The 16,958-nt window shown below is 64.8% G+C and carries 15 protein-coding genes; 10 read left to right on the top strand and 5 right to left on the bottom strand.

Annotation, left to right across the window (positions count from 1 at the left end):
• Nucleotides 1–247: 247 nt before the first annotated feature.
• The 9 genes from lepB to ABIA42_RS16480 all read left to right on the top strand — a co-directional run bounded on the left by lepB (nucleotide 248) and on the right by ABIA42_RS16480 (nucleotide 10,135).
• A complete protein-coding gene (gene lepB / locus ABIA42_RS16520; RefSeq protein ID WP_061877333.1) occupies nucleotides 248–1,012 on the top strand; it encodes a signal peptidase I in 765 nt (254 codons plus the stop codon).
• Nucleotides 1,009–1,845, top strand: coding sequence for a ribonuclease III (gene rnc / locus ABIA42_RS16515; RefSeq protein ID WP_271529416.1), 837 nt, complete (start codon nucleotides 1,009–1,011; stop codon nucleotides 1,843–1,845). The genes lepB and rnc overlap by 4 nt, the downstream gene beginning before the upstream one ends.
• On the top strand, nucleotides 1,835–2,761 hold the full coding sequence (gene era / locus ABIA42_RS16510) for a GTPase Era (RefSeq protein WP_271529415.1): 927 nt from the start codon (nucleotides 1,835–1,837) through the stop codon (nucleotides 2,759–2,761). The genes rnc and era overlap by 11 nt, the downstream gene beginning before the upstream one ends.
• A gap of 21 nt (nucleotides 2,762–2,782) precedes the next feature.
• Nucleotides 2,783–3,163 (top strand): hypothetical protein, encoded by a 381-nt coding sequence (locus ABIA42_RS16505; RefSeq protein WP_271529414.1) that lies wholly within the window; start codon nucleotides 2,783–2,785, stop codon nucleotides 3,161–3,163.
• A gap of 161 nt (nucleotides 3,164–3,324) precedes the next feature.
• Entirely contained in the window at nucleotides 3,325–4,077 is a 753-nt protein-coding gene (gene recO, locus ABIA42_RS16500) for a DNA repair protein RecO (RefSeq protein WP_370123210.1), read from the top strand.
• A gap of 99 nt (nucleotides 4,078–4,176) precedes the next feature.
• Nucleotides 4,177–4,464: a hypothetical protein gene (locus ABIA42_RS16495; RefSeq protein ID WP_271529412.1), complete on the top strand. Its 288-nt coding sequence runs from the start codon at nucleotides 4,177–4,179 to the stop codon at nucleotides 4,462–4,464.
• A 61-nt stretch (nucleotides 4,465–4,525) separates the two neighbouring features.
• Complete coding sequence (parC, locus tag ABIA42_RS16490; protein WP_271529411.1) at nucleotides 4,526–6,784, top strand: DNA topoisomerase IV subunit A; 2,259 nt, start codon at nucleotides 4,526–4,528, stop codon at nucleotides 6,782–6,784.
• 251 nt (nucleotides 6,785–7,035) lie between these two features.
• Entirely contained in the window at nucleotides 7,036–8,586 is a 1,551-nt protein-coding gene (locus ABIA42_RS16485; RefSeq protein WP_370123215.1) for an ABC transporter substrate-binding protein, read from the top strand.
• A 4-nt stretch (nucleotides 8,587–8,590) separates the two neighbouring features.
• Nucleotides 8,591–10,135 (top strand): GMC family oxidoreductase, encoded by a 1,545-nt coding sequence (locus tag ABIA42_RS16480; RefSeq protein WP_370123218.1) that lies wholly within the window; start codon nucleotides 8,591–8,593, stop codon nucleotides 10,133–10,135.
• 1,008 nt (nucleotides 10,136–11,143) lie between these two features.
• Here ABIA42_RS16480 and ABIA42_RS16475 read toward each other — a convergent pair.
• The 3 genes from ABIA42_RS16475 to ABIA42_RS16465 all read right to left on the bottom strand — a co-directional run bounded on the left by ABIA42_RS16475 (nucleotide 11,144) and on the right by ABIA42_RS16465 (nucleotide 14,242).
• On the bottom strand, nucleotides 11,144–11,761 hold the full coding sequence (locus ABIA42_RS16475) for a hypothetical protein (RefSeq protein WP_370123221.1): 618 nt from the start codon (nucleotides 11,759–11,761) through the stop codon (nucleotides 11,144–11,146).
• 276 nt (nucleotides 11,762–12,037) lie between these two features.
• On the bottom strand, nucleotides 12,038–13,423 hold the full coding sequence (chrA, locus tag ABIA42_RS16470) for a chromate efflux transporter (RefSeq protein WP_370123224.1): 1,386 nt from the start codon (nucleotides 13,421–13,423) through the stop codon (nucleotides 12,038–12,040).
• The gene (locus ABIA42_RS16465; RefSeq protein WP_370123226.1) at nucleotides 13,424–14,242 is read right to left on the bottom strand and encodes a chromate resistance protein ChrB domain-containing protein; all 819 of its coding nucleotides are present in this window, start codon (nucleotides 14,240–14,242) and stop codon (nucleotides 13,424–13,426) included.
• A gap of 196 nt (nucleotides 14,243–14,438) precedes the next feature.
• Here ABIA42_RS16465 and dmeF point away from each other — a divergent pair, with 196 nt between their 5' ends.
• The gene (dmeF, locus tag ABIA42_RS16460; RefSeq protein WP_370123229.1) at nucleotides 14,439–15,422 is read left to right on the top strand and encodes a CDF family Co(II)/Ni(II) efflux transporter DmeF; all 984 of its coding nucleotides are present in this window, start codon (nucleotides 14,439–14,441) and stop codon (nucleotides 15,420–15,422) included.
• A 54-nt stretch (nucleotides 15,423–15,476) separates the two neighbouring features.
• On the opposite strand, the gene ABIA42_RS16455 is transcribed toward dmeF, so the two are convergent.
• Both ABIA42_RS16455 and ABIA42_RS16450 read right to left on the bottom strand, forming a co-directional pair.
• Nucleotides 15,477–15,668 carry a hypothetical protein gene (locus tag ABIA42_RS16455; RefSeq protein WP_370123232.1) on the bottom strand — a complete coding sequence of 64 codons (192 nt, stop codon included), beginning with the start codon at nucleotides 15,666–15,668 and terminating at the stop codon, nucleotides 15,477–15,479.
• Between the two features lie 31 nt (nucleotides 15,669–15,699).
• Nucleotides 15,700–16,857, bottom strand: a complete 1,158-nt coding sequence (locus ABIA42_RS16450) for an MFS transporter (protein ID WP_271529403.1) — start codon at nucleotides 16,855–16,857, stop codon at nucleotides 15,700–15,702.
• Nucleotides 16,858–16,958 lie beyond the last annotated feature (101 nt).

Genomic DNA, 16,958 nt, shown 5'->3' with positions numbered 1-16,958 from the left:
ATATCCGTTCTATTTTATAATTCGTATGTGAAATCAATATCTTAAGCAGTTTTGATGCGATCCTTGATTGCGTGGCCTCCGACAACCGTCTAAAAGTCCGCCGTCGCAAATCAGCTTGGGCGAATTCGGCTTTACGCCGGAATTGGCCCTCACTATCAGAATCAGGACAATCTCCATGGGCCGCGAAGCAATGGGCTGTTCGCGCCAGGAGGGCGCTCTGTGACCGCCGGCCGGAATTGAGAGAGCAATGAGCGTGACTTCAGGAACGAAAACTGAGAGCGGCGTCGGTGAAACGATCCGGGTCGTCATTCATGCTCTCCTGATCGCGCTGGTGATCCGCACCTTCCTGTTTCAGCCTTTCAACATCCCGTCGGGCTCGATGAAGGCGACGTTGCTGGTCGGCGACTATCTGTTCGTCTCGAAATATTCCTACGGCTATAGCCACTATTCGATTCCGTTCTCGCCGCCGCTGTTCTCGGGGCGAATCTGGGGCTCGGATCCGAACCGCGGCGACATCGTCGTGTTCCGCCTGCCGAAGGACGATTCCACGGACTACATCAAGCGCGTGATCGGCCTTCCCGGCGACCGCGTCCAGATGCGGGACGGGCTGCTCTACATCAACGACACGCCCGTCGAGCGGCAGCGCATGAGCGAATATGTCGGCGAAGACCCCTGTGGCTCGGAAGGCGGCGGCATCTCCCGGGTGAAGCGCTGGAAGGAGACGCTGCCGAACGGCGTGTCCTATGAGACGCTGGACTGCGCCGACAACGGCTACATGGACAACACCAACGTCTACACGGTGCCGCCCGGCCATTTCTTCATGATGGGCGACAATCGCGACAACTCGACCGACAGCCGCTTCCTCGGCCAGGTCGGCTACGTGCCGCAGGAGAATCTGATCGGCCGCGCCCAGATGATCTTCTTCTCTATCGCCGAAGGCGAGCATGCCTGGATGTTCTGGCGCTGGCCGTGGGCGGTACGCTGGAATCGTTTCTTCAAAATCGTCCGATGAAAGACGAAGCCAAGGACATCGCGACCCAACCGATCGAGGCGCAAGCGGGCCCCGAAGGGGAAGCTGCGACCAAGACAGCTGCAGACAAGGCGCCTGCGAAGAAGAAGCGGGTGCGGAGCAGCAAGGCCAAGGCCACGGATGCGAACGCGGCGCTCGAGGCGCGCATCGGCCACAGCTTCGCTGACCCGAACCTCCTGATGCAGGCGATCACGCATGTCTCGGCGCTGAAGTCCGGACGCAAGCGCGGCGACAGCTATCAGCGGCTGGAATTCCTCGGCGACCACGTGCTCGGGCTCGTCGTCTCCGACATGCTCTATCACGCCTTCCCGAACGCCGACGAAGGCGAGCTGTCCAAGCGGCTGGCCGAGCTCGTGCGCAAGGAAAGCTGCGCCGACGTCGCCAAGTCGCTCGGTCTGGTCGACGACATCAAGCTGGGCTCGGTCGGCCCCAGCGCCGACGCGCGCCTGCGCAAGAGCGTGCTGGGGGACATTTGCGAGGCCGTGATCGGCGCCATCTTCCTCGACGGCGGCCACGCGGCGGCAGCCGAATTCGTCAAGCGCAACTGGACCGAGCGCATGCACAAGCCGCGCCGTCCCTTGCGCGACCCCAAGACCGTGCTGCAGGAATGGGCGCAAGGGAAGGGACTGCCGACGCCTGTTTACCGCGAGGTCGAGCGTACCGGCCCGCATCACGATCCGCAGTTCCGCGTCGCGGTCGATCTGCCGGGGCTGGCGCCGGCGGAAGGCGTCGGCGGCAGCAAGCGCGCGGCAGAGAAGGTGGCAGCTTCAGTGATGATCGAACGCGAAGGTGTTGGCGGCGGCAATGACGGCTGAAGCAAGCGGCGAAGCGCCCATTGGTACGCGCTGCGGCTTCGTTGCGCTGATTGGTGCGCCGAATGTCGGCAAGTCCACGCTGGTCAACGCGCTGGTCGGGGCCAAGGTCACGATCGTGTCGCGCAAGGTGCAGACCACGCGCGCGCTGATCCGCGGCATCGTCATCGAGAACAATGCGCAGATCGTCCTGGTCGACACGCCCGGCATCTTCTCGCCCAAGCGCCGGCTCGACCGCGCCATGGTCTCGACCGCCTGGAGCGGGGCGCATGACGCCGACCTCGTCTGCGTGCTGCTGGATGCCAAGACCGGGATCGACGAGGAAGCGGAGGCGATCCTCGCCAAGGCCGCCAGCGTCAATCACGAGAAGATCCTGGTGATCAACAAGGTCGATCTGGTCCAGCGCGAGAAGCTGCTGGCGCTGGCGCAAGCCGCCAACGAGCGCATGAAGTTCGCGCGGACCTTCATGATCTCGGCGATCTCGGGCGATGGGGTCGACGACATCCGCAAGACGCTCGCGGAAATGGTGCCGCCGGGCCCGTTCCTCTATCCCGAGGACCAGATGTCGGACGCGCCGATGCGGCAACTCGCGGCCGAGATCACGCGCGAAAAGATCTATCAGAAGCTGCACCAGGAATTGCCCTACCAGTCCACGGTCGAGACCGACAAATGGGAGGAGCGCAAGGATCATTCGGTGCGGATCGAGCAGACGATCTTCGTCGAGCGCGAAAGCCAGCGCAAGATCGTGCTCGGCAAGGGCGGCGCAACCATCAAGTCGATCGGCGCGGATTCGCGGAAGGAACTGATGCAGATCCTCGACGTGCCGGTGCATCTGTTCCTGTTCGTCAAGGTACGCGAGAATTGGGGCGACGATCCCGATCGCTACCGCGAGATGGGCCTGGACTTCCCCAGGGAATAACCAAGAAAAGATCGGTATCCGATGAGCGTGCCCAGCAACGTCCGGCGCTTCGAAGCGCTGCTCTATGCATCGTTGATGCTGGATGCCCTCTCGGTCGCGGTGCAGGACCGCACGCCCAATGCCGAGATGACCGAGCAGATGATCATGACGGCGACCTTGCTCGCCGGCGGCATGATCCTGCTGCTGGTCTATTTCGTCTGGCTCGCTGCGCATCGGCGCAAGAACTGGCCGCGCTGGGTGCTGGCTGCGGCCCTAGTGTTGTCGGTGATCTCGCTCGGTCAGATCATCGGGGAGAAGGGCATGGAGTTCGACAGCGCCATCGAGATCGTCTCCTGCGCGCTGACCACGATCGGCCTTTATTTCTCCTTCACCGGCGATGCGCAGGGCTGGTTCAACGCGTGAGTTGATACGTTTTTGTCATTCCGGAGCGCCTCGAAGAGGCGAATCCGGAACCTCGAGATTCTCGGGTGCGCAAGGGGCGCACCCCAGTTCGATGCTTTGCATCGCCCGGAATGACGGGATGGAGCGCTGCGCGCTGAGCTGGAATCCTGTAGGCTTCTCCCATGGAATGGACCGACGAGGGCATCGTGCTGGGGGTTCGGCGGCATGGCGAAAGCAGCGCCATCGTCGAGCTTTTGACGCGCGCCCATGGCCGGCATCTCGGCCTCGTCCGCGGCGGCGCCGGCTCGCGGATGCGGCCCCTCTTGCAGCCCGGCAACAGCGTTAGCGCGGTGTGGCGGGCGCGGCTCGACGAGCATCTCGGTACCTATGCCGTCGAGGGATTGAAGCTGCGTGCGGCGACGCTGCTGGCATCGTCCCATGGGGTCTATGGCGTCACCCATCTCGCCTCGGTTGCGCGGCTCTTGCCGGAGCGCGATCCGCACGAAGAGATCTTTGCGCTGCTCGAGCATTCGCTCGACGATTTCGAGGATATCGGCAGCGCCGCCGTGCACGTCATTCACTTTGAGCTGGCGATGCTCGCCGAGCTGGGGTTCGGCCTGGCGTTGGACAATTGCGCGGTGACCGGCGAGACCACGGACCTGATCTACGTGTCGCCGAAATCCGGCGGTGCGGTGTCGCGCGGCGCGGGCGAGCCGTGGCGCGACCGGCTGTTGCGGCTGCCGCCCTTTCTGCGCCATGGCGAAACCGCGAGCGATCTCACCGAGCAGGATCTCCAGGACGGCTTCCGGCTCACCGGCTTGTTCCTGCTGCGTCACGTGCTGGAGCCGCGCGGGCAAGGCCATTCCGATGCGCGGGCCGGCTTCATCAATGCCCTGATACGACAGCAGGCGAGGGCAACGATTCCCGCGCCATGAGCTCATCGGGACTCTGCATTGCCACTTGGCATGGAGTTCCCCGGAACGAAGTCGGGCCGGTCGAGTTCGCCTTGAGGTTCCACAACGGGGACAGCCTAAATGTTGATCAGGGGTTTCGCCTTCTCCGCGGCGCTGCTTACGTTCGCGCCCGATGCAATGGCCGGAGAGCCGCAACCCGGCTTGTTTCGCCGGGCTTCCTGCACGGTCGTCCGGTATTATGTGGCGAAATATTCCGCTGCCACCGCAGAGACATGGGCGAGGGCCCACGGCGCGACCGAGGCTGAGATCGAGGCCGCCCGCCGCTGCGTGGCCAATGCGCGGGCACCCGCCCAAACGCCTGGTCAGGCCAAAACCCAGACATTCACGGCCGGCTGGGCAGGCCAGTAGGCCACCAACAGGGAACCATTCGATCCTTGCCCGATTCGCTTCCACGGTTTAACCGGGCGGCATGGGAAAACGAATCGTTCCGCCGGAAGAACCGGCCGAAATCCACGATGTGCCGCTGCGCGAGGCGCTGGAAGAGCGCTATCTCGCTTATGCGCTCTCCACCATCATGCACCGCGCGCTCCCGGACGCACGCGACGGCCTGAAGCCGGTGCACCGGCGCATCCTGTACGGCATGCGGCTGCTCAGGCTCGACCCCGGCACGGCTTTCAAGAAATCCGCAAAGATCGTCGGCGACGTGATGGGCTCGTTCCATCCGCATGGCGACCAGGCGATCTACGACGCCATGGTGCGCCTCGCGCAGGACTTCTCCTCGCGCTATCCGCTGGTCGACGGCCAGGGCAATTTCGGCAATATCGACGGCGATAACCCCGCCGCCTACCGCTATACCGAAGCGCGCATGACCGACGTCGCGCGGCTTCTGCTCGAGGGCATCGACGAGGACGGCGTCGAATTCCGCGCCAACTACGACGGCCAGTCGAAAGAGCCCGTCGTGCTGCCCGGCGGCTTCCCGAACCTGCTCGCCAACGGCGCGCAGGGCATCGCGGTCGGCATGGCCACCTCGATCCCGCCGCACAACGCCGCCGAGCTTTGCGATGCCGCGCTGCATCTGATCGAGAAGCCCGACGCGAAATCCAAGGCGCTGCTGAAGTGGGTCAAGGGACCGGATTTTCCGACCGGCGGCATCATCGTCGATTCCAAGCAGGCGATTGCGGAAGCCTACATGACCGGCCGCGGCTCGTTCCGTGTCCGTGCGAGATGGGAGCAGGAAGAGGGCGCCCGCGGCAGCTGGGTCGTCGTCGTCACCGAGATTCCCTTCCTGGTGCAGAAGTCGCGCCTGATCGAGAAGGTCGCCGAGCTGCTGGACCAGAAGAAGCTGCCGCTGGTCGGTGACATCAGGGACGAGTCGGCCGAAGACGTCCGCATCGTGATCGAGCCGAAATCGAAGAACGTCGATCCGGCGCTGATGATGGAATCGCTGTTCCGGCTCACCGAGCTGGAAAGCAAGATACCGCTGAACCTCAACGTGCTGATCAAGGGCAGGGTGCCCAAGGTGGTCGGCTTGGCCGAAGCCCTGCGCGAATGGCTCGACCATCTGCGCGACGTGCTGATCCGGCGCAGCAATTATCGCAAGGCGCAGATCGAGCACCGGCTGGAAGTGCTTGGCGGCTTCCTGATCGCCTATTTGAACATCGACAAGGTCATCAAGATCATCCGTACCGAGGATGAGCCCAAGCCCGAGCTGATGAAGGCGTTCAAGCTCACCGAGGTTCAGGCCGAAGCCATCCTCAACATGCGCCTGCGCTCCTTGCGCAAGCTCGAGGAAATGGAGATCCGCACCGAGGACAAGAACCTCCGCAACGAGCTGAAGGGCATCAACGCGGTGCTCGCCTCCGAGGCCGAACAGTGGAAGAAGGTCGGCGAGCAGGTCGGCAAGGTCCGCGAGATGTTCGGGCCGAAGACGCCGCTCGGCAAGCGCCGCACCACCTTTGCCGACGCGCCCGAGCACGATCTCGCCGCGATCGAGGAGGCCTTCGTCGAGCGTGAGCCGGTCACGGTCGTCGTCTCCGACAAGGGCTGGATCCGCACCATGAAGGGCCATGTCGAGGATCTCTCGGGCCTTGCCTTCAAGCAGGACGACAAGCTCGGCTTCGCCTTCTTCGCGGAGACGACCTCGAAGCTGCTGCTGTTCGCGACCAACGGCAAGTTCTACTCGCTCGACGTCGCGAAGCTTCCGGGCGGCCGAGGTCACGGCGAGCCGATCCGCCTGTTCATCGACCTCGAGCAGGAAGCCGCGCCCGTCGCGCTGTTCGTCCACAAGGGCGGACGCAAATTCCTGGTCGCGAGCCACGAGGGCCAGGGCTTCGTCGTCAACGAGGACGATTGCGTCGGCACCACCAAGAAGGGCAAGCAGGTCCTCAACGTCGACATGCCGAACGAGGCGCGCGCGATCACCGAGGTGCTCGGCGACACCGTCGCGGTGATCGGCGAGAACCGCAAGATGCTGGTCTTCCCGCTCGACCAGGTGCCGGAAATGGCGCGCGGCCGCGGCGTTCGCTTGCAGAAGTACAAGGATGGCGGCCTTTCGGATGTCGCCGTGTTCGACGCCAAGGCCGGCCTGACCTGGAAGGACTCCGCCGGTCGCGAATTCTCCGCGACCATGAAGGAGCTCGCCGAGTGGCAAGGCACCCGCGCCGACGCCGGCCGCCTGCCTCCGAAGGGTTTTCCGAAGTCGAACAAGTTCGGCCGGGGCATCGGGTAGGGGCGCAGGCCGTCGCCACACCATTGGTGTCATGCCCCGGCTTGACCGGGGCATCCAGTACGCCGCGGCCTTTATCATCGCATGGTCTCTGGAATACTGGATCGCCCGGTCAAGCCGGGCGATGACACCGACGGTGTGGTGCGCAAACGCGCGGCTGATAGCCGTGTGCGCATACGTGCTCCGATCGAACGGGCACGAACATTGCTTTTTGCTGGCGACCGTAACCGTTTCGCCAAGGCAAGAAGAAACCAATGTTCAAACTCAAGTCTTTGATCCCCGCGCTGTTCGGCCTCGCGCTGGCCGCGGCGCCGGCGCATGCGGCGGGCAATCTCGTCGCGGTGCTCGAGGCGGAGATCGTCACCCTCGATCCGCATTTCTCCACGGCCTATATTTCGCGCACGTTTGGCTACATGGTGTTCGATACGCTGTTTGCGAAGGACTCCAAGGGCGACGTCAAACCGCAGATGGTGCAGGACTGGAAGGTCTCGCCCGATGGCCTGACCTACAGTTTCACCCTGCGCGATGGCCTGAAGTGGCATGATGGCCAGCCGGTCACGGCGGCCGATTGCGTGGCCTCGCTGCGCCGCTGGGGCACCCGCAGCGCGCTCGGCCGCCGCATCTTCGCGATCACCGCATCGCTCGAGCCGACCGATGCCAAAACCTTCGTGCTGACGTTGAAGGAGCCGTCCGGTCTCGTTATCGACGCGCTCGGCAATCCCGTCAGCCCCGTCGCCTTCATGATGCCCGAGCGGATCGCGAAGACGCCCGGCGATCAGCGCATCACCGAGATCATCGGTTCGGGCCCGTTCGTCTACAGCAAGGCCGATCACCGCACCGGCGATCGCATGATCCTGAAGAAATTCGCCGACTATGTGCCGCGCCGCGAGCCCGCCGACTTCCTCGCCGGCGGCAAGCGCGTCAATGTCGACACGCTGGAGATCCGTGTCATTCCCGACGGTGCGACCGCAGCCTCCGCGCTCCAGGCCGGCGAAGTCGACTTCATGCAATACGCGCCGTTCGATCTGCTGCCGACGCTGGAGAAGAACTCCCGCGTGAAGCTGGTCAATTTCACCGGCGGCAACATGTTCGCAGGCGCCTACCGCCTCAACGCCGCGTCGAAACCGTTCGACGATCCCGCGATCCGGCGCGTGCTGTGGAAGCTGGTCGATCAGCGCGAAGTGCTGGATGCGCTCGGGCTCGATGCCAAATACGCCACGCCGTGCGCGACGTTCTTCACCTGCGGCACCACCTATGAAAGCAAGGCCGGCACCGAAGCGGCGGCAAAGCCCTCGATCGAGGCGGCCAAGGCCGCGCTGAAGGCGACCAAATACGCCGGCGAGCCCGTCGTCGTCATGGAGGCCAACGATCTCGAGGCCCCGCGCGTCTCGGCGCAGGTGCTCGCCGAGCGGCTGAAGGCCGCCGGCTTCAACGTCGATCTGCAGGTGATGGACTGGGCGAGCGTGCTGGCGCGCCGCGCCAAGAAGGAAGGCTGGAGCGTCTACGGCGTTCACGCCGGCGGTTTCGATCTGGGGTCGCCGCTGACCAACGTCATGGTTGCCTTCAACTGCGCCGACTTCACCGGCTGGCAATGCGATCAACGCATCACGCCCTTGATGGAAGCCTTCGCCAAGGCGCCGGCCGAGGAGGACCGCAAGAAGATCGCGGGCGAGATCCAGGCCGTCATGTACGATCAGGCACCCGCGATTCCGTGGGGCCAGTTCGCCCAGCCGGCCGCCTATCGCGCGACCTTGCGCGGTCTGATACCGTCCGCCATCCCGGTGTTCTGGAACGTTGAGAAGTAACGCGATGTACGATGTCATTGTTGTCGGCGGCGGCTCCGCCGGCGCCGCTGTTGCGGCACGGCTGTCCGAGGATCCAGGACGGCGCGTCCTGCTGCTCGAAGCGGGGCGCGACTGGCGCGCCGACGAGGCGCCCTGGGAGGTGCGGACGCCCAATCCCATTCCGATCATTCACAAGCGCGAATACCAGGAGAAATGGCAATGGCCTGACCTCTTGACGCGCCGAGTGGCGGGGCAGGAGCCACGCTTCTACTGGCGCGGCAAGGGGCTCGGCGGCTCATCGATGATTAACGGCCAGATCGCCATCCGCGGCGTTGCGGACGCCTTCGACGAATGGGCGGCCAATGGCTGCACCGGCTGGTCGGCGAAAGAGGTGATGCCGCTGTTCTCGGTGATCGAGGACGATCTGGAATTCGGCGATGCCGAGGGCCACGGACGCGGCGGGCCGTTGCCGGTCTATCGCGCGCCGCCGGAGAAATGGGGCCCGATCGATCGCGGCTTGCGCGACGCGGCGCTGGCGAGCGGCTATCCCTGGTGCGCCGATGTCAACGGCCCGGACGGCGAGGGCGTCGCCTGCTATCCCATCAACAGCCGCGACAGCCGCCGTATCACCACCAACGAGGGCTATCTCGAGCCCGCGCGTGGCCGCGCCAATCTGGAGATCCGCGGACATGCACTGGTCGATCGCGTGCTGATCAGCGACGGCCGCGCGACCGGCGTCCGCGTTCATGTCGAGGGGCAAGGCACCAGCGAGATCAGCGCGCGGCAGATCGTGCTCTGCGCCGGCGCCATTCACAGTCCGGCGATCCTGCTGCGCTCGGGCGTCGGACCGGCCGAGGAGTTGCGGGCGATGGGGATCGCGGTCGCTCGCGATCTGCCGGTCGGCCGCCACTTCTTCGATCACCCGCTGTTTCGTGCCACGATCCAGCTGCGGGAGGAGCTTCGTCCCACCGATCCCGATACGCGCCACACCAATTGCTGCGTGACCTACTCGTCGGGCCTTGCCAATGGCGGCAAGCGCGACATGATCCTGATCGCCTTCAATCACCGCGGCGTCGGCGTGTCCGGGGCGATCGGCGCCGGGCTGTTCAACGCGTATTCGCGGGGAACCCTCAAATTGGCCTCGACCGATCCCGCGATCGATCCCGTCGTCGAGGAGAACATGCTGGCCGATCCCCGCGACATGCTCCGCATGAAGGATGCGGTGAAGCGGCTCGCCGTGATCACGTCCCAGCCGGCGCTATCAGGCATCGCCGACTGGATCCGGCTGACCGACACCGACCTGACATTGCCGCAGGCCGCAGCGCTGCCGGATCACGAGCTCGATGCGGTGCTGCGGCGAGAGACCGGCGACATCCAGCACGCCGCCGGCAGCTGCCGCATGAGCGGCGTTGGGGATGCCGACGGCGTGGTCAATCCGGATGGCACGGTGAAGGGGATAAGCGGCCTACGCGTCGCCGACGCCTCGATCATGCCGTCGGATTGCCGGGCCAACACGCATTTCACGACGGTGGTGATTGGGGAAGCGATCGCGCGGATGATGATGCGGTAGAGGCACAACGATGGTGTCATGCCCCGGCTTGACCGGGGCATCCCGTACGCCGGGGCCTATCGATCAAACACGACCGTCTCGGAGTACTGGGTCGCCCGGTCAAGCCCGGCGACGACACCGAGTGTGAAGCTGGACAGGTCATCGCTCGTTGCACGCTTCAAACAGCAGACGCACGATCGTCTTCCCGCGGCGCATGTCGCCCGAGTTTTGCTTCTCGCACGCCCTCGAAAATGACGAGGGCGCACGGATCTCGGGCGCCGGCTGGCACCCGAGATCCGTGCGCCGAAAAATGCACACGGGGTGAACCACAGGTGATGCCGGTCGCCCGGCCTTCCCTGCGCAAATGGTTTTAACGGTGTCCTTCGTGCTCTCTTCGGGGAGCGATGCACTATTGCCCCCGTCGCCCTGCGGATGGCTGATGTGCGGACCCGGTTGGGCCGCAGGCATCACCGCAGGACTTGACGCACAGACCCCGGGCGTCAGGACCACACGACTTCTCCGTCCGCGCACGTCCTCGCATGTCGCTTCGAGGGCTGGCGTGTGCTCGCGCCCGAAGCCATGCGAAGACGCTGTCAGCGTCGTGTCGTATGCGCGACGGCAAGTTGCTCACAGCCGAAGCCGCCCTGCAATGCCTGTTACGCCCGACGCCGTCGCGTCCATCGCTGCCCGGCCCGCGGTTCGTGACGATCGCGATCCGCCCCTTGTCTCGGGCCAGGGTGTTTCTCTTTACGACAAATCCGAATTTCGAGAAAGTGGAATATTTGAACTGTCGGGCCTTGATAAGGCTTGAGGTCAGGGCGTGCGGCTGTTTTGCGCCGACCGCGCCAATGGCGACCGGGCATTGGCGACGTGCTTTTGCCTTAAGGACGTGAACTCATGAACGGCAGCTCCCGCGGGGCACAGCGGAAGTCGCCGGTTGATCATCATCGGCGCAAGCTTCCGAAATCCGAGCAAAGTTTGCGCCGATGTTGCGACCGGAAGGAGGACTCTAGCCAATCGCAATCCACGTCACTTGACCTTCCCCACTGTAGCGGATTCGTCGATTAGCAACTGGTTGCTGATCGACGTGCATACTCGTTGAACAGGCTGGGATGATCCGGAAAAGGTGATCTTCTGAACGTATGGTTTGTCTATTGCAGCCGTAATCTTCTTTCTGTCATCAGAGACATGGAACAGCCTGCTGTCTCCCTCTATGGAGAATTGCTGGCCGGCATTTGGCCCGGCATTCAGCCTGCCCTGAAAGGTGCCGGGTTTGAGGGCCATACGATAAGCGTGCTCTCCCTCGGCTGTGTAAGTGAACGAGTAAGAGAGTGTGCCCGCGCTTACTGCCGCTCCCAAAGGATTGGGGGGCGGAACGATGGTCACGAACGTCTGTCTCGCCTCGCCGGTCCCGTCGCCATGGTAGATGACCTGACCTTCGGTGGTGAGATGGCTGAGGTTGGTTTCGCCGATTGGGATTGTGAAGTTTCCCATGCTGTCTTGCTTGAACCCGGCCGGTGCGACCAAGCAGGTTTGAGCACCGACCAGCGAGTAAGTCCCCTTGAGATTTTCGGTAGCAGCGGCGGCTGCTGCTGCCGCAGCAGTCGATGCAACGGCAATGGTTGGCCAGAAGAGTGCAACTCGCATGATACTCTCCGAGGTTGGACAGCCCCTGGCAATTTATGCCTCGGTCCAGATCGATGTCTCTTGATCTGTCTCAAGGATGTGGAAAGTCCGAAGTTATCAAAATGACGCTCGGATTCGCGGCGGCCTTACACGATTGAAAGATCGGCGGAGCTTCGCCCTCCAGCTCGCAGATGATCAGCCACCTTATGCTGGTTCCCGGAGAGAAGCACATCAGGCTTCAACGATTGGTCCTCTGCGGCTCCCCCGAGAACCGTGCCTTTGTGGCCACCATACGTCCTAGATGATTCCCGCCAGCCGCAGCGCCACGCCTGCGGCGCAACTGCCGGCGAGCACCGTCAGCATGCCCAGCTTGAACCGAAAGATCGCGGTCGCCGCCGCGATGGACAGCACGAACGCGGGGATGTCGACGCTCCTCAGCACGGGCATGTCGAAGTTCAGCGGCAACGCGTGCACCGGCACGGTCTCTCGGAACAGCGTGTGCAGCGCGAACCAGATCGAGAGGTTGAGGATCACGCCGACCACCGCGGCAGTGATCGCACTCAGCGCGCCGGCGAGGCCAATGTTGCCGCGGAGGCGCTCGATATAGGGCGCGCCGACGAAGATCCAGAGGAAGCAGGGTGTGAAGGTGACCCAGGTCGCGAGCAGGCCGCCGAGCGTGGCCGCGAGCAACGGTGACAGGCCGCTGGGATCGCGGTAGGCCGCCATGAAGCCCACGAACTGCAGCACCATGATCAGCGGGCCCGGCGTGGTCTCGGCCATGCCGAGGCCGTCGAGCATCTCGTGCGGTTTCAGCCAGTGATAATGCTCGACCGCCTGCTGGGCGACGTAGGCCAGCACGGCGTAGGCGCCGCCGAAGGTGACGAGCGCCATTTTCGAGAAGAACAGCGCGATCTGGCTGAACACATTGGCCTGTCCGACGAATAACAGCAGCGCGATCACCGGGACAAGCCAGAGCGCGAGCCACAGTGCGCCGACGCGGATCGCGCGCGCCGTGTCGGGGCGCACGTGCTCGGGCACGGCATCGCCGAGCATGCTGTCGATCACGGCGCCGCTGCCGCCATGGCCGTGACCGGCCGGCGCGAACTCCGGACGGCCAGCTCGCGCGCCGGCATAGCCGATGATGGCGGCGGCGATGATGATGACGGGGAAGGGGACGGCGAAGAAGAAGATCGCGACGAAGGCCGCGGCCGCGAGCGCGATCATGATGCGGTTCTTCAGCGCGCGCTTGCCGACGCGCACCACGGCCTCGACGACGATGGCAAGCACGGCGGCCTTGAGGCCGAAGAACAGCGCCTCGACGAAGCTGACATTGCCGAATGCGGCATAGACGTAGCTGAGGCCCATGATGGCGATGATGCCGGGCAGGATGAAAAGCCCGCCCGCCATCAGGCCGCCGGCGGTGCGATGCATCAGCCAGCCGACATAGGTCGCGAGCTGCTGCGCCTCAGGTCCCGGCAGCAGCATGCAGTAATTCAGCGCATGCAGGAACCGGCCCTCGGAGATCCACTTCTTCTCCTCGACCAGGATGCGGTGCATCACCGCGATCTGGCCCGCGGGCCCGCCAAAGCTGAGGCAGGCGACGCGCAGCCAGACGCGAAAGGCCTCATCGAAGCTGACGCCGTGACCGGCGTCAGCTCCTGCTTGAACGTTACGGGTGTCCATTTACGCCTTCACCTTGTTGGTCGGCCAGTTGTGCGTCTCGGTGGTGGCGTCGCGGCACCAGCGGTAGAAGGCATCGTAGAGCAGCATGCCGGACTCGAGCTGTTCGAGGTCGTCGTCGTACATCCGGGACAGCCCGAGCGAGGCCGCGAGCAGGCCCGGAGCCTCCGGCGCCAGATCCGGCCGCGCGGTGTCGGCGCCGCGCACCAGCGTCGCGAGGCGAAGCAGGGCCGGCGTTGCGATCCCGAATTCCTCGATCATCACGTCGAAGGTGCAGAGCTCGCCACGGTGGCTCCAGAACACGTTCTCGATGTCGAAGGGGGCCGCGCCGAAGCGCTCGCCGACGGCGACCACCTCGGATGGCGCCACATAGAGGAACACTGCATTGGGATCGACGAAGCGGCGGATCAGCCACGGGCAGGCGATGCGATCGACCTTCGGTCGCGCTCGCGTGACCCAGACGGTGCGGCCCTTGGCATCGCTTGGCGGCAGCTTGCGGGCGTCGACCAGCGGCAGCCTGGCCGCCTTCCAGCCCTCGAAGCCGCCCTCCAGCGTTTCGGCTTGCACGCCGAGCTGCCGCAGCCAGGCCGCGGTGCCTTGCGCGAGCTTCTCACCGCGGAAGCAGGAGACGACGGCGCGGCGGCCGGCGAAGGCGCCGCCCCAGTCCGTCACATTGTCGTGGCTGAGCTTGATGGAGCCGGGGATCAGCCGCGGGTCGGCGGCAAAATCCTCCTCGGTGCGCACATCGATCAGTGCAGGCGCGTTCGCCGTGCCGATCAGCCGTGCCATTTTGTCAGACGAAATGGTCGTGAATGTAGACATGATGCGTCCTCGCAAGAAACGAACGGGACGCGATGCTTGGGCCTGTCGCCTCGTGGGGAGATCGCTCAAATCCCCATGGCGCAGATTACAGCGAAACTAAGTTGCACTGTCAATCCGCGGGACGATTGGACCTTAGAAAATTGGTGCCCGCGGTCTATATTGCGCGCCGACAGACCTGAATCTTCGGGAGAATTCGATGCATTCCCATTCCGTCGAGCAATGGACCCATGACCACGCGTTCCTGGGCGAGAAGCACGACGAGAACGAGCGCCGAACCTGGTTCGTGGTCGTCCTGACGCTGGTCATGATGGTCGGCGAGATCGTGGCAGGCTCGCTGTTCGGCTCGATGGCGCTGCTGGCCGACGGCTGGCACATGGGTACGCACGCGGCGGCGCTCGGCATTGCCGCCTTCGCCTATCGTTTCGCGCGCCGGCATCTGGGGAATGCGCATTTCACCTTCGGCACGGGCAAGTTCGGGGATCTTGCCGCCTTCGCCAGCGCGATCATCCTGGGCCTGATTGCGGTCGAGATCGCCTATGAGAGCGTGCTGCGGCTGATCACGCCGGTGCCGATCGTCTATGGCGAGGCCATGGCTGTGGCTGTTCTCGGCCTGTGCGTCAACCTCGCCAGTGTGTGGCTGCTGCGCGATAGCCACGATCATCACCATCACGGTCAGGACCATGGCCATGCGCATGATGACCGTGACGATCATGACCGCGACCACGATCATCACGGCCATCATCATCACCACCATCACCACGACAACAACCTTCGCGCGGCCTATGTTCATGTCATGACCGATGCCGCGACCTCTGTGCTGGCGATCGCAGCGCTCGCCGTCGCCATGTACTCGGGCTGGGTCTGGGCCGATCCGGCGGTGGGCCTGATCGGCAGCGTCGTGATCGCGAGCTGGGCGTTCGGCCTGATCAAGTCATCGGGGGCGGTTCTCCTCGACGTGCGCGCCGACGAGAAGCTGGAGTGGGTGATCCGGGCCCGCATGGAGGTCGGCGACGATCGCGTGACCGACCTCCATCTCTGGCAGGTCGGCCCCGGCCATTGTGCCGTGTTGCTCTCGGTGGTGTCGGACAAGCCGAAGCAGCCGGCCGTCTACAAGCGGCGGCTCGCGGGGCTGAAAGGCCTCAGCCACGTCACGGTCGAGGTCGAGACCTGCCCGCATTGACGGGCCTTACTGGAATTCAGACGGGGTGCGGAGGCTTTGTGGCCGAAGCGCGGATCAGCCTTTCGGCGCGGTCGCCGTCGGCGGGCTCGCCTCCGGCGTCTTCTTCGGCTTCAGCGTGCCGGCATAGAACGAGAGCAGCCACACCAGGAGGACGGCGAGGAGATAGACACCCCAGGCCTGCGGCGGCGTGGTCGCCCAGCGCAGGAGGCCTTTGAATGTGCGGGGCGGGCCGGCATCGTCGCTCATGGCTCGCTTCTGCGCGAAAGCGGCTGCGCCGTCAATCCGGCGGCCGCTCGGGGCGGATCAGGAACAGCGCCACAAGCGCCGAAAGGCTGAGCGCAGACGAGACGATCAGCACCTTGGCGCCCATGAGGTCGATCAGCAGGCCGAAGGCGAGCGGCGCCACCGCCTGCGCCATCCGTGCCGGGGCGCCGATGATGCCGAGACGATAGCCGAAATCCTTCGGGCCGAAGATCGACAGCGGCAGCGTGCCGCGCGCGATCGTCAAGATGCCGTTGCCGGAACCGTGGAACAGCGCGAACGCGCTCGCCGCTGCGCCGCCGAAGATCGCAACGATCATGGCTCCGAGCGGGTGGGTGAGGCAGGCGAGCCGGGTCGACCACAGCGGATGGAAGCGGCTGAGGAAGCCGGCTTCGAGCATGCGCGCCCCGACTTGCGCCGGGCCGATCAGTGCGCCGGCGGCGATGGCTTCGGCAGGCGTGGCCCCTGTCGCCTCCAGGATGCGCGGGAAATGCGCGGCCATCGCGCCGGTGACGGTCCAGACCGCCGCGAAGATGAAGCCCAGGAGGAGCATGGTGCGGTCGAGCGGCACATGCGGCTTCTCGGCCGTGGCCGCGGCCTGCTTCGCGCCCTTGATCACCGGCAGCATGAAGAAATTGAGCGGCAGGCCGATCAGGACGTTGGCGGCGGCCCACGCAAAACAGGTGTCGCGCCAGCCGATATGGGCGATGCCCCAGGCCGTGAGCGGCCAGCCGACGGTGGAGGCGAAGCCCGCCATCAGCGTGATGCCGGTGATGGGCCGGCGTGCCTCGGTGCCGTAGATGCGTCCGAGCGCGGCGAAGGCAGCGTCGTAGAGTCCCATCGCCATGCCGATGCCGAGCACGAGCCAGGCGATCGCCATCACGGCGATCGATTGCGAGAACCCAAGGAGCACGAGGCCGGCGGCGATGATCAGGTTCGAGGCCGACAGCACCTGACGGCCGCCGACGAGATCGATCTGCCGTCCGATGCGCGGGCCGAGCATGGCCGAGATCACCAGCGCGGCCGAAAACGCGCCGAAGATCCAGTTGGAGGAGACGCCGAGGTCGTGTGCCATGGGATCGGCGAGCAGCGCCGGCACATAATAGCTCGAGGCCCAGGCCAGGGTCTGCGTGGTACCGAGCGCCAGGATGATCGGGAGCTGGCGCTGGGTCATCCGCGCGGGCTTCCGATTTGGGCCGACGAAGTCATCATCGCCGATATTTGCCGTTCGCGTGGCGAGGGCGTCAACCGGCGCCGCGACATATTCGACCTGCA

The organism is Bradyrhizobium sp. USDA 327 (assembly GCF_041262065.1).
Taxonomy (GTDB): Bacteria; Pseudomonadota; Alphaproteobacteria; order Rhizobiales; family Xanthobacteraceae; genus Bradyrhizobium; species Bradyrhizobium liaoningense.
Note: the sequence above shows the minus strand (reverse complement) of the source record. Positions and strands in the feature narration are given on the sequence as shown.

Bases quoted from the DNA above. Each gene is read 5' to 3' on its own strand.
- lepB (WP_061877333.1), top strand. From the start codon at position 248: ATGAGCGTGACTTCAGGAACGAAAACTGAGAGCGGCGTCGGTGAAACG.
- rnc (WP_271529416.1), top strand. From the start codon at position 1,009: ATGAAAGACGAAGCCAAGGACATCGCGACCCAACCGATCGAGGCGCAA.
- era (WP_271529415.1), top strand. From the start codon at position 1,835: ATGACGGCTGAAGCAAGCGGCGAAGCGCCCATTGGTACGCGCTGCGGC.
- ABIA42_RS16505 (WP_271529414.1), top strand. From the start codon at position 2,783: ATGAGCGTGCCCAGCAACGTCCGGCGCTTCGAAGCGCTGCTCTATGCA.
- recO (WP_370123210.1), top strand. From the start codon at position 3,325: ATGGAATGGACCGACGAGGGCATCGTGCTGGGGGTTCGGCGGCATGGC.
- ABIA42_RS16495 (WP_271529412.1), top strand. From the start codon at position 4,177: ATGTTGATCAGGGGTTTCGCCTTCTCCGCGGCGCTGCTTACGTTCGCG.
- parC (WP_271529411.1), top strand. From the start codon at position 4,526: ATGGGAAAACGAATCGTTCCGCCGGAAGAACCGGCCGAAATCCACGAT.
- ABIA42_RS16485 (WP_370123215.1), top strand. From the start codon at position 7,036: ATGTTCAAACTCAAGTCTTTGATCCCCGCGCTGTTCGGCCTCGCGCTG.
- ABIA42_RS16480 (WP_370123218.1), top strand. From the start codon at position 8,591: ATGTACGATGTCATTGTTGTCGGCGGCGGCTCCGCCGGCGCCGCTGTT.
- ABIA42_RS16475 (WP_370123221.1), bottom strand. From the start codon at position 11,761: ATGCGAGTTGCACTCTTCTGGCCAACCATTGCCGTTGCATCGACTGCT.
- chrA (WP_370123224.1), bottom strand. From the start codon at position 13,423: ATGGACACCCGTAACGTTCAAGCAGGAGCTGACGCCGGTCACGGCGTC.
- ABIA42_RS16465 (WP_370123226.1), bottom strand. From the start codon at position 14,242: ATGTCTACATTCACGACCATTTCGTCTGACAAAATGGCACGGCTGATC.
- dmeF (WP_370123229.1), top strand. From the start codon at position 14,439: ATGCATTCCCATTCCGTCGAGCAATGGACCCATGACCACGCGTTCCTG.
- ABIA42_RS16455 (WP_370123232.1), bottom strand. From the start codon at position 15,668: ATGAGCGACGATGCCGGCCCGCCCCGCACATTCAAAGGCCTCCTGCGC.
- ABIA42_RS16450 (WP_271529403.1), bottom strand. From the start codon at position 16,857: ATGACCCAGCGCCAGCTCCCGATCATCCTGGCGCTCGGTACCACGCAG.